This window comes from Nocardiopsis sp. Huas11, from assembly GCF_003634495.1.
GTDB lineage: Bacteria > Actinomycetota > Actinomycetes > Streptosporangiales > Streptosporangiaceae > Nocardiopsis.
The window spans coordinates 4,541,223-4,552,966 of record NZ_RBKY01000001.1 but is presented as its reverse complement, the minus strand read 5'-3'; the positions used below and the strand labels follow the sequence as shown (position 1 = coordinate 4,552,966).

Below are 11,744 nucleotides of genomic sequence, written 5' to 3'. Positions count from 1 at the left end.
GCGAACCGGTTCAGCCGGAGGGCGTCCCGGGCCCGGCGGCGCCGAGGAAGGTCAGCACCGCCAGGACACGGCGGTTGCTGTGGTCGTCGGCCGTGACGCCGAGCTTCGCGAAGACCGCGGTGGTGTGCTTGCTGATCGCCCCCTCGCTGAGGAAGAGGCGCTGGGCGATGGCCTGGTTCGACAGGCCCTCGGCCATCAGCGCGATGACATCGCGCTCACGGCCGGTGAGGGCGTCCAGGGGTGAGGTGGATCCCGCGTTCAGGATCTTCGCGACGACGGCGGGGTCGAGGGAGGTCCCGCCGTGGGCCACCCGCTCCACCGCCTCGATGAACTGCTCGGCGTCGAAGACCCGGTCCTTCAGGAGGTATCCCACGCCGCCGGCACCCTCGGCGAGCAGTTCGCGCGCGTAGAGCTGCTCGATGTGCTGGGACAGGATGAGCACGGGCAGGCCCGGCTGCCGACGGCGCGCCTGGAGAGCCGCCTGAAGTCCTTCGTCGGCGTAGGTGGGTGGCAGTCTGACGTCGACGACGGCCACGTCCGGCCGGTGGTCGGCGAGCGCTCGCAGCGCCGTCGAGCCGTCCCCGACGGCCGCCACGACGTCGTGGCCGTAGGCCTCGAGCAGCCGGACCAGCCCGTCGCGCAACAGGTAGAGGTCCTCGACTACGACGATGCGCATGGCACCTCCACGGTGACGCGTGTAGGACCGCCCGGCGGGCTGTCGATCCGCAGGTCGCCGTCGAACGCGTTGAGGCGGGTCTCGAGTCCCGCCAGGCCTGATCCGGCACCGGGGCGGGCGCCGCCGTGCCCGTCGTCGGTCACGGCGATGGCGACGCCCCTGCGGGTGCGGTCGATGGTGATGTCGATGGCGGATCCGTGGGAGTGCTTCACGGCGTTGGTGACGAGTTCGGCGGTCGCGAAGTACAGGCTGGACTCGATCGGCGTCTCCAACCGGTGGTCCAGCGTGGAACGGACGACGGCTCGCACGGGCGAGTCCAGGGCCAGCGCCCGGATCGCGTCGACCAAACCGCGTTCCACCAGCACCGGTGGGACGATCCCCTGGGCGAGCTCACGAAGCTCGCGCAGGGCGGCGAGCGAGGTCGCGCGGGTCTGCCGCAGCAACGCCTTGGCCTCCTCGGGGTCGGTGTCCACCAGCCGCTCGGCCGCGCTGAGCGTCAGGCCGATCGAGACGAGTCGCGCCTGGGCGCCGTCGTGGAGGTCGCGTTCGATCCGGCGGAGTTCGGCCTCCTGGGCCTGGGTGAGGTCGGCGCGGCCCTGGACCAGCGACTCGATCCGCGTGGCGAACAGAGCGAGGGCGGACGGACCGAGGAAGCGTCGGGCCACGGGCACGGCGAGCCGCCACCCCGCGGGCAGCAGGGCCGTACCGAGCGCCATGGAGAGCACGGTCGCGGTCGCGGTCGCGGTCACGGTGAAGGCTCCGGGTGCCGGTGAGGGGAGCAGCCCCGGCGTCACCGCCGCGGCCGCACCTGCCGCGATCAGCGCCAGGGGTGTCGCCGCGGGGACGCCGACGGTGAACGGGGCGGTGAGGATCCAGAGCATGTCCCGCCAGGAGGCCGGGTCGCGCACCCGCGTCAGGATCCACCGGTGCAGCAGCGAGATCCACCGGAACCGCTGGTAGTCGTATCCGTTCCACCAGTAGCCCGTCGCCATACGGGTCACCGGAACGAGTGGACGGTAGGCGTCGGGGATCGGTGTACCGGTCCATCGTTGGACCAGGGACCGGACGGCGCGACACAGGGGGCGCGTGGCCACCACGAGGGTGGGGACGGCGACGCCGAACACGCACCAGAAGGTGCCGATCGCGCTGCCGGTCAGATGGAGGAAGTAGAACGCGGCGGCCGCCCACAGCCCCGGAACGAGTCCGGTCAGCGCCAGGAGCACGAGTGAGCGCACGAGCCCCTCGGCGAGCGATCGCGCGACGACGAGGAGCCGGTGCATGCGTGCCTCCTAGGTCCGGCCGCGGTCACGCGTCCGGTCGCGGCTGTGGCCGGCGATGTGCTCGGGGGTGTCGCGGACAGCAGCTGGGGCCGATCGTCGCTCGGAGCACCGCGGTGCTCCAAGCACCGCGGTGCTCCAAGCACCGCGGTGCTCCGGGCAGCGCGCTGCTCCGGGCCGATGGTCGCCGGTGGTCCATTGTCCCGGCCGGCCGCTCCGAGCGCAGCAGTCGCGGGCCAAGTGTGGGTCCAGACCCACCCCGCCCGGGGCCCAGGTGGATTCTCCCCCGGCCCCGTGCTCCCTAGCGTCGTGGGAGAGCGCAGGAAGCCCGGGTCAGCGCACGCACGCTGACGGCCCGGTGGTCCTGTGCGACCCCGCCCCCGCCCCACGCACCCCGAAGGAAGCACGAGCCATGACTGCGCCCGCCGGCCCATCGACCACACCTGCCACCAGGGGCCCACGGCTCCTCTACGTCGACCACCTGCGCACCGCGCTGACGGTGCTCGTGGTGCTCCACCACTCCGCCATCGCCTACAGCAACATCCCGCACTGGTACTACCTGGAGACGGCGACCGACCCCTCCGGGACGCTGCTGGACGTCCTGCTGCTGCTGAACCAGGCGTTCTTCATGGGTGCGTTCTTCCTCATCGCGGGCCTGTTCGTGCCGGGCTCCTACGACCGGGAGGGCGCCCGGCCGTTCCTCGGGAAGCGGTTGCTGCGCCTGGGGGTCCCGCTGCTGGTCTGGCTGCTGGTGCTCCGCCCCCTGGTGACCGTCGGCGCCTACACCGAGGCGGCGCGGGCCGCCGCCCGGCAGGGGGCCGACCTGCCCTACTGGGAGTACTACCTGGCCACGTTCACACCGGGACCGATGTGGTTCGTCGAGGTACTGCTCGTCTTCAGCGCCCTCTACGTCCTCTGGCGGCGCATCGGCTTCCCGGACCGACGCGCGCCCGGATCGGCTCCGGCCACGGGCCGGGCGCCCAGTGCCGTCGCGATCATCGGATTCGTCGTCGGACTGGCCCTCGTGAGCTACGTGTGGCGCATCGTGATGCCGATGGGCACACCGTTCCTCGGCCTGCCCACGCCCGCCTACCTGCCGCAGTACGCGGCGCTGTTCGCCGTCGGCCTGCTCGCGGCCCGGCGCGGATGGCCGGCGGGCCTTTCCAGGACGGCCGGCCGGATCGGGTTCGCCACTGCGGCCGTGGCCGCGGCGGCGATCGTCCTCCTCGCCATCGGCTCTTCCGGAGGCACGGAGTTCCTGGGTCACGGCACCTGGCAGTCCCTGGTGATGACGACCTGTGAGTCGGCACTCGCGGTCGGCATCGTCCTGGGCCTCGTGGTGCTGTTCCGGGAGCGCCTCGACAGCCCCGGGCGCTTGCGCCGGTTCCTGTCGGAGCACGCCTTCACCGTCTACCTGATCCACCCGGTCGTCCTGGTCGCCCTGGGCCACGCGCTCAGCGGCGTGCAGGCGCCCGCCGTGGCGAAGTTCGCGCTCCTGGCCGTCCTCGCGGTACCGCTCTGCTGGGCGCTGGCCGCCCCGGTCCGCGCCCTCCCGGGCGCCCGGAAGGTGCTCTGACTGCACGAGACCAGGTGTCCGGCCTCCCGCAGGTGCGCGTCCCGCCGGGTTCTCCACCCGCCCCGCCCGCCCTACCGCGGGGGTGGGCGGTCCGGTTCGATCCGACGGAGGACCGGACCACGGCGCTGCTCCAGGTCCAGTTCACCGAACCCGACGGCAGCGTGCCGACCACGACGGTGGACGAGCTCCTCATCGGCCGGATGCGGGAGGACTTCATCCACGAGGGGGACGCCCGGCACGCGGTCGTGAGCGGGTATTGTTCCAGCGCCCTGGCGGAGGGCGTCCTGGTCGACGCGTCCCTGGGCAGGATGACCTTGGTCCCCGCGGTGATGGCGCTCTTCGGCAAGGCGGCCTGGTGGATGCCGCGCTGGTTGGACCGCGTGCTGCCCGACGTCGACATCGAGGGCGCGAACCTGCGGACCGGTGACGCACCCGCCACCGCACCCCCTCCGCCGGGGACGGGCAGGAGCTGACCGCCGAGGCCCCGGGCACCATGGTTTCGGTCCACGGTTCGGGGCCCCGGGGAGGTGGTCATGGGCTCTCACCGCCCGACGGAGATCAGAACGGATCCTTCACAGGCGAGCCGACCGGCGCAACCGCCTCAGCACGAGCACGGCGACGGCCACCCCAAGTGGAACGAGCAGGTACCAGCCGGCGGACGGTGCGAAGACCGCGATCATGACGAACGCGACAGCCGGCAGGAGTCGCTGCCTGCCGCTCATGAGCCGGATCCCCGCGGCCGCGGCGACGAGGTAGGTCGTAAGCACGAGTGTCGAGGGGATGTAGACGAGGTCGTCGGTGCCCCATCCGAACAGCGCGCTTCCGGCGAGCCCCGCGCCGCCGATCGCCGCGACGGCGATCACCGAAACCCCGGGTGCGCCCCGGCGGTTGAGCCTGCCCAGAGGGCGCGGAGCCCAGCCGCCCAGCCCCAGCGCGTAGCCGAGCCTGGACACCGAGGCGAGGAAGGCGTTCGTCGTGCCGAGGCAGATGACCGTCGCGGCCAGGGCGACGGCGATGGCGGGCGATACGCCCAGCTGGTCGCCGACGACCCGGGCCAACGCGACGTTGTCGAGTTCGGTGTCGCCGTAGCTGTGCGTCCCGACGACGGCGAAGGCGACACCGAGGTAGAGCACCGCCACGACGAACAGCGTCAGCAGCGTCGCACGGGGCAGGTCCCTGCGCACGTCCCGGAAGTCTCCGGCCAGGTGTGCGATGGCCTCCCATCCCGAGAACGCGTAGAAGAGCACGACCACGGCGACTCCGACCCCCGCCATGCCGTGCGGGGCGAAGGGGGTGAACTCGTGCCACCGGATCGCCGGAACGGCCGCGATGATGGCCACCGCGAGGACAACGGCGACCCCGGCCGCGAGGACGACCTGGACGGTACCGCCGAACCTGAGCCCGCGCAGCGCGGTCAGGACCGCCAGGCCGAGGATCACCGCGGCGAAGGCGGGGGCCAGGCGCTGGGAGACGCCCAGCGCGTCCGAGATGTAGTAGCCGGCGGTGAGGGGGACGATCGCCTGGCCGACCGACCCGGCGATGAAGTACCACCACCCCGCGATCCCGCCGGTGTTGTCGCCGAACGCGTGCCGCGCGTAGGTGGCGACTCCCCCCGCGTCCGGGTAGGCGGTCGCCAGCCGGGCGAACGTGAACGCCAGCGGGATCGAGAGCAGGATGGTGAACGTCCAGGCCAACAGGGACGCCGGTCCCGCGAGCGAGGCCACCTGGCCGGGCAGCACGAGCACGCCGGCGCCGAGAATCGCGCACACGTACAGGGCGACGCCCTGCCAGACCCCGATCCCCTGGCAGGGGTGGGGCGGGTCGGTGATCGGCGTGGGTGGGGACAAGGGCTGAGATTCGGGCATGTTCCCAGCACATCCGCTGGGACGACGCCCAACAAGTGGCACAATTGACATCGTGCGAAAGAAACACGCCACCCACCGGGTCGCGGTCGTTCTGACTCCGGGTGCTCCCCTGTTCGAGCTCGCCGTGCCGTGCGAGGTCTTCGGCGCGCCCCGCCCGGGGCTCATCGACCCGCCCTACGAGGTCGTGCTCTGCGCGACACGGCGGGGAGCGAGTGTCGCGTCCGGCTTTCTGGCGACGGAAGCCGGCTCGCTGCACGATGCGATCGGCGCCGACACCGTCATCGTTCCGGCCTGCGCCGATGTGGACGAGCCACCCGACCACGGTTTGGTGGACATGCTCCGCAGCGCGCACGGGCGCGGGGCGCGCATCGTCGGGTTGTGCTCCGGGGCCTTCGCCCTGGCCGCAGCGGGACTGCTCGACGGCAAACGTGCGACGACCCACTGGATGTACGCGGAACGGGTGGCCCGCTGGCACCCCGCGGTGAGTGTGGACCCCGCCGTCCTGTACACCGCCGAGGCGAACGTCTTCACCTCCGCCGGAACGGCCGCGGCCATCGACCTCTGCCTCGAACTCGTCCGCCGCGACCGCGGCGCGGCCGTCGTCAACGAACTGGCGAGGCGCCTCGTCGTTCCCCCTCACCGCGCGGCCGACCAGGCGCAGTTCGTCTCCGCGCCGGTCCCTGTCGAGCCGGACACCGGTCTGGGACCGGTGCTGGAATGGGCGCGCGGCCGACTCCATGAGCGCATCACACTCGCCGAGCTGGCCGCGCACGCCCACGTGAGTCCCCGCACCCTCAACCGCAGGTTCGAACGAGAATACGGACTCACCCCCAGCAGGTGGCTGCACACCGAGCGCCTGCGCAGGGCACAGCAGCTCCTGGAAGCCACTGAGCTCTCCATCGAGCAGGTCGCCCGACAGAGCGGGTTCGGGACGCCGACGAGTCTCCGGCAGGCGTTCGCGCGGGGTCTGCACACATCACCGAAGGCCTATCGGAACACCTTCCGTCTCACACCCGCACAAGAGGCCTAGGTGTTACCAACCTCTGTGGTCGGTACACCTGGGACCGCACTGGTCTGCGCCGCCCATTCCGGCCGGGGCATCCGCAGGAGAGCGTCCACCGGTCCCGGCCCTGGTCACGTGCGGGCCGTGACCGCCCAGTGGTGGCCGTCGGGGTCGGTGAAGCGTCCGGTGTAGTCGCTCTGCCCGGCTCGTGCCGCTGCCGCGGTGACCCGTCCGCCGGCGGAGTCCGCGGTCTCGAGGAGGCGGTCGACTTCCTCGGGCGTGGCCGCCTCGTGGGTGAGGACGGCGGCGGGAAAGCCGTGGCCGTCCTCGGGTACGCCGACGTCCTTGGCGAGGCCCTTGCGGGGCAGCAGGCCCAGGCGGAACATGCCGCCGGTGATCGTGAAGTCGACGAACTTGTCTCCGTAGTCGTGGTTCACGCGCATGCCCAGCGCCTCGTAGAAGACCTTCGACGACTTCGGTCGGGCGACGCCGAGGTAGATCGCGGTCTCGGTCGGCTGCACCGGCGTTCCCACCGGCCCGGTGTTCTTCTTGCCGACCGCGGCCAGCTTCCACACCGCCCCGTCCGGAGCACGGTAGACGGCGGTGAACTCGCCGAAGAGCTGCTTCTTCGCCGGCTTGACCTCCTGCGCCCCGTTGGTGGTGGCGGTGTCGAGGAGACTCTCGACTTCGCTCGGCTGCTCGACGACGCAGGAAAGGACGTAGCCGCGAAACCCTGACGGTTCCTCGTTCGCGCCGGCCTCGGTGGCGAGCACCTCGTTGCGGCGCGGGGAGAGCCGTCCCATGCCGTGCAGGTCCAGGTCATCGTTCAGCTCGCCACCGGTGTTCGTGGGTGAGAACGCCGCGGTGTAGAAGTCGTGCGCGGCCTCCACTTCCGGTACTCCGAGAGTGATGGTGTCGATCGAGAGCGCCATGCGGGTGGTCCCTTCGTGGGTTCGGTTTGGACGCGGTCCTCGCGAATGCCGTTCATCTGCGCTGATGGACCGCGGAGCCCTGGGCGATCAGCGTGGGCACGGTGCGGGGCTCATCCGCGACGGCGCCAGGGGTCGGCGGCCGGGCGAGGAAGGCCTGGTGAAGGGCATCGCAAGTGACGTTCACGCGTTCGACGCTACGGGGAGCCACCGAACACGCGCTTCTTGATTCGTGACCGATCTGCTCCACGTGCTCTGCCTGACCTGGCGGGACACCCGCAGCGGGGCTCCGGTGACCGCTCCGAGCCGGCGGCCCGTCTCCGTCCTCGACGAACACCGTGCGTTGATCCCGGCGTGTTCGGGGTGAGATCGCCCAGTCGCGGAAGGACCCGGAGGCCACGGGCATGACGTCCTTGACGTCGACCGTGAAGCAGTGAACCCGCGTTGCCTTCAGTCGACGCGCTTTCGGGGCTCCGACCTGGCCGCCCGCTACCCGGTGCCCACACTCATCGCGGACGAGAACCACTACGGCGTGGCGCCAGGACCGCCCTGTGGTCGGACCCTGGAGCGGATGTAGCGGGCGAGACGGTCGAGCCCCATGTCGATCTGAGCCGGAGACAGCGCGCTACAGGACAGGCGCAGTTGCCGCTCGCCACCGTGGGGTGCGTAGAAGTACGACATGGGTGTCCAGAGGACGCCGTACTCCTCCGCGCAGGTCTCCAACTGCCGGTCGTCCGTGGCGAAGGGTACGTCCACCACGACGAAGTAGCCCCCGCGAGGCGTGTTCCAGGAGACCTGAGGAAGGTCACCGAGCCGGCGCTCCAAGCCGTCGCACACCTGGCGGAGGTTACGCTGGTAGACGTCCTTCTCCCGAACGTTCGCCTTGACCAGCGAGCCAGTGTGTTCCAGCAGCTTGCCGGCGACCACCGCTTGGGCGATCGGCGACGTGTTGACGGTGGTCATGCTCTTGAGCCGGGACAGCTGCGCCGCCAGAGGGCCGTGCTCTCCCCCAGCGAGACGGACGCGCTGGTCGGCGACGACATAGCCGATCCGTGCCCCGGGGACGACCGTCTTGGCGAAGGTGCCGAGGTAGACGACCCGGCGTTCGGTGTCCAGTGCCTTCAACGTGGGCAGGCGGGCACTGTCCGCGTGGAAGAGCCCGTAGGGGTTGTCCTCCAGGAGAAGCAGGTCCAGCTCGGCCGCCGCATCCAGCAGGGCTTGCCGGGTGCCGCGGTCCATACTCGCCGCGGACGGGTTCGCGAAATCCGGCATGACGTAGCAGGCACGCGGGCGAAGTCCGTCCTCGCGGGCACCGCGCACCTGCGCGGCGAAATCGTCCAGGTCGATGCCTGTGGCACCGGTGGCCACGGGCAGGACTGGCATGTCCGCCAGCCGTGCCGCCCCGGTCATGCCCACGTACGTCGGGCTCACCGCGAGGACGGCGTCGCGGGCGTCCCTGCGCAGGGCGCGCATGACGAGGAACATCGCCTCCTGGCACCCCACTGTGACGACGATCGAGTCCGCGTCGGTGCGCACGCCCTCGTCCACGGCGAGGTGCCGCGCCACGAGATCGCCGATGATCCCCCGGGCAGGCCCGTACTGGAGGATGGTGCGGGTCGCGTGCCCATCGCCGAGCCCGCGGTCTTCAACGAGGTGGCGGTGGTAGCTCTCCAAGTGACGGCCGATCGCGGAGAAGTCGAAGAAGGACTCGGTGGGCCGTCCGGCCGCCAGGGAGATCGCGTCCGGATGGCGTTCGGCGATCTCGTTGAGGAAATCCATCGAGGACAGGGCGTCGTCCTCCAAGGACCCGTGCAGATCGGACAGGTCGAGGTCGCCGAGGTTCACGTCGGTCATCGGAGTGTTCACTGGGCGAGGGCCTCCACTGTGAGTTCGCGTGCTCGTTCGCAGGTCCGGCAGCCGCTCAGAAGGAGCATCTCCGTGAGCTCCTCCTGCAGAAGGGACAACACGTGCGCCACTCCCTCCCGGCCCCCGAGCGCGAGTCCCCACAGCACGGGCCTGCCGACGAACACTCCGTCGGCTCCGAGTGCGAGCGCCCGCAGGATGTCGATGCCGCCGCGCACACCGCTGTCGAACAACACGGAGCACCGTCCGCCGACGGCTTCGGCCACGGCGGCCAGGCGCGTACACGCGGCGGGAGCGGCGCCGAACTGTCGCCCGCCGTGGTTGGAGACCACGACCGCGTCCGCTCCGGCTCGCACCGCGGTACGCGCGTCGTCCGGGTCTAGGACTCCCTTGACCACGAGGGGCAGATCGCTCCAACCTCGGATTCTGCGCACGTGATCGGCGGTCAGCCCTGGATGGAAGGTGCCGGCGGTATGCCGGGCCGGTGCCGACCCCCGGGTCCGCTGATGCGCTTCGGAGGGCTCCCCTTCCCATCCCTCGTCGAGAAGGACCGCGCGTACCCCGTTGGGGAGGGTGAAGGCGTTGCGCACGTCACGCAGGCGCCTGGCCATGATGGGGACGTCCACGGTGAGCACCAGTGCCTGGCAGCCATGGCGCTCGGCCTGCCGTACCAGGTGGCGTGCCTGTGCGTCAGAAGTCCAGTACAGCTGAAACCACACATCGGCACCGGTCCGTGCGATCTGCTCCCACGGTGTGCTGCTCATCGTGCTCACGACATAGGGCACACCGGCATCCCGTGCCGCGGCGGCCGCCGCCGCCTCGCCGTCCGGATGCAGTAGGCGCTGGTAGGCCATCGGTGCGACGGCGACCGGCATGGCGGCCGGCGTACCCAGCAGGCGGCTCCGCGCAGCGACCGGGGGCGCCCCGGTCAGGATCCGGGGCGTCACCGTCACCGCGTCCAGGGCCGTGCGGTTCCTCCTCAACACGTGTTCCGACAGCGCGCCACCGGCGACGAAGTCGCGCACATCGGCGGGCAGGACCGCTGAGGCGAGCCGCTCGACCTCGTCGAGGGAGGCCGGATACGGAAAGGCCATTACGCCCGCTCCTGCTCCACGGCCTCGTACAGTGCCCTGATGTTCCCACTGCCGAAGGTGGTCGCGCCGAGTCGTTCGATGACCTCGAAGAAGAACGTGTTGCTCCGGTGGGTGGATCGGGCGAAGACCTGGAGCAACTGGCCGTCGTGGTCCTCGTCGATCAGGAGGTCCAGCCTCTGCAGCTGGTCCACCTCGTGCCTTCTCGGCCGGATCCGTTCCGTGAGCATCCGGTAGTAGCTTCCGGGCGCCGCGAGGAAGCCCACACCCCGCTCGCGCATCTGGCCGACCGTGTCCACGATGTCGTCGGTCGCCAGGGCTATGTGCTGTACACCGGGTCCCGCGTGGTTCTTGATGAACTCGTCGATCTGGCCGGGGTCGCGGCTCCGGTCGGGTTCGATGAGGGTGAGCGTCACTCCGCCGGTTCCGCTCTGCACGACCTTGGAGCGCATCGCCTGACGTCCTACCACGATGTCCTCGGAGAACACCATCGCGAAGTCGAGGACGTCGCGGTAGAACCGCACGGTCGGTTCGAGCGTTCCGGCCTCGGTGCACACGGCGAAGTGATCCACCGAGCGCAGGCCGATGTCCGCGGTTCCGGCTTCCGGCCCGATGGACGCCAGGTCCGGCAACGAACGCGGGTCGGCGGTGTCATCGCGCTGGACGAAGGTGTGGACGACGTCGCCGAACCCGGTGATGGCCGCTGTGACGACACCATCCCGCTCCTCGACCGGTTGCACGGGACGTGCCCCCCGGGCGACTGCCGTGTCGAAGGCGGCGCGCGCGTCCGCGGTACGCAGCGCGATGTCGGCGACACCGTCTCCGTGTACCGCCGTGAACGCGCTCGCGGGGTGTTCGTCGGTGAGGGACTGTGTCATCACGAGCCGGACGCCCTGCGCGCCCACGGCGATGGACCGCTCACGTCCCGCACGGCTGGGCTCGGTGACCGCGTAGGGGGCGAATCCGTACCCCTGTCGCAGTTGCTCCGCCGCCCTTGCCGAGTCCTCGACGTAGAAGCGGACGTGGTCCACGGACAGGTCGTTCAGCGATGTCGCGCCATGCACCGGGACGTCTCCCCTCTCAGAGCCGGGCCGGTTCGTCCGCGTCCGGCCGGGCGGCCGACTCCCGTTCCATGGCCTCGCGCAGGCTCTTGGGCCGCATGTCCGTCCACACTTCGTCGATGTAGGCGAGGCAGTCCGATTTCGCCGCCCTCACTCCGACCTCGACCCACCCGGCCGGAATATCGCGGCCGACCCACCAGATCGAATACTGCTCCTCGTCGTTGCGAACGACTGTGTACAGGGTTTCCATTTCGTTTTCACTCAACGATCCGTCTCCTCACCACTGGAAATTTCGACGACCTCCGAGGAACCGTCCGCACAGGCGAACGGTCGAGACGAGGGAGACTCTAGTTACGAACCGAACTACTGGAAAGACCGGATCGCAGATTTTCCCGGGCGATCC

The 11,744-nt window shown here is 70.6% G+C and carries 11 protein-coding genes; 3 read left to right on the top strand and 8 right to left on the bottom strand.

Annotated features, from left to right (window positions below; all coding sequences use genetic code 11):
* Nucleotides 1-10: 10 nt before the first annotated feature.
* Both DFP74_RS20475 and DFP74_RS20470 read right to left on the bottom strand, forming a co-directional pair.
* Nucleotides 11-676 carry a response regulator transcription factor gene (locus DFP74_RS20475; protein ID WP_121183825.1) on the bottom strand — a complete coding sequence of 222 codons (666 nt, stop codon included), beginning with the start codon at nt 674-676 and terminating at the stop codon, nt 11-13.
* On the bottom strand, nt 661-1,956 hold the full coding sequence (locus tag DFP74_RS20470) for a histidine kinase (RefSeq protein ID WP_121183823.1): 1,296 nt from the start codon (nt 1,954-1,956) through the stop codon (nt 661-663). Before DFP74_RS20470 ends, DFP74_RS20475 begins: the two co-directional genes overlap by 16 nt.
* Nucleotides 1,957-2,365: 409 nt before the next feature.
* On the opposite strand from DFP74_RS20470, the gene DFP74_RS20465 reads away from it, so the two are divergent.
* Nucleotides 2,366-3,529, top strand: coding sequence for an acyltransferase (locus tag DFP74_RS20465; RefSeq protein ID WP_121183821.1), 1,164 nt, complete (start codon nt 2,366-2,368; stop codon nt 3,527-3,529).
* Between the two features lie 14 nt (nt 3,530-3,543).
* Nucleotides 3,544-4,002 (top strand): hypothetical protein, encoded by a 459-nt coding sequence (locus DFP74_RS34470; RefSeq protein WP_233571064.1) that lies wholly within the window; start codon nt 3,544-3,546, stop codon nt 4,000-4,002.
* Nucleotides 4,003-4,101: 99 nt separating this feature from the next.
* Here the strand turns inward: DFP74_RS34470 and DFP74_RS20455 are convergent, their stop codons facing one another.
* Nucleotides 4,102-5,376, bottom strand: a complete 1,275-nt coding sequence (locus DFP74_RS20455) for an APC family permease (protein ID WP_199725721.1) — start codon at nt 5,374-5,376, stop codon at nt 4,102-4,104.
* 70 nt (nt 5,377-5,446) lie between these two features.
* Between DFP74_RS20455 and DFP74_RS20450 the strand changes: the two genes are divergently transcribed.
* A complete protein-coding gene (locus DFP74_RS20450; RefSeq protein WP_233571063.1) occupies nt 5,447-6,424 on the top strand; it encodes a GlxA family transcriptional regulator in 978 nt (325 codons plus the stop codon).
* A 104-nt stretch (nt 6,425-6,528) separates the two neighbouring features.
* Here DFP74_RS20450 and DFP74_RS20445 read toward each other — a convergent pair whose 3' ends face one another.
* The 5 genes from DFP74_RS20445 to DFP74_RS20425 form a co-directional block, all read right to left on the bottom strand.
* A complete protein-coding gene (locus tag DFP74_RS20445; RefSeq protein ID WP_121183815.1) occupies nt 6,529-7,329 on the bottom strand; it encodes a VOC family protein in 801 nt (266 codons plus the stop codon).
* A 522-nt stretch (nt 7,330-7,851) separates the two neighbouring features.
* Nucleotides 7,852-9,180 (bottom strand): PLP-dependent aminotransferase family protein, encoded by a 1,329-nt coding sequence (locus DFP74_RS20440; RefSeq protein WP_199725720.1) that lies wholly within the window; start codon nt 9,178-9,180, stop codon nt 7,852-7,854.
* An 8-nt stretch (nt 9,181-9,188) separates the two neighbouring features.
* Nucleotides 9,189-10,283: an alpha-hydroxy acid oxidase gene (locus DFP74_RS20435; protein ID WP_121183813.1), complete on the bottom strand. Its 1,095-nt coding sequence runs from the start codon at nt 10,281-10,283 to the stop codon at nt 9,189-9,191.
* Nucleotides 10,283-11,344: a 4-hydroxyphenylpyruvate dioxygenase gene (gene hppD, locus DFP74_RS20430; protein ID WP_199725719.1), complete on the bottom strand. Its 1,062-nt coding sequence runs from the start codon at nt 11,342-11,344 to the stop codon at nt 10,283-10,285. Before hppD ends, DFP74_RS20435 begins: the two co-directional genes overlap by 1 nt.
* Nucleotides 11,345-11,360: 16 nt before the next feature.
* On the bottom strand, nt 11,361-11,606 hold the full coding sequence (locus DFP74_RS20425; RefSeq protein ID WP_370013407.1) for an MbtH family protein: 246 nt from the start codon (nt 11,604-11,606) through the stop codon (nt 11,361-11,363).
* Nucleotides 11,607-11,744: the final 138 nt, after the last annotated feature.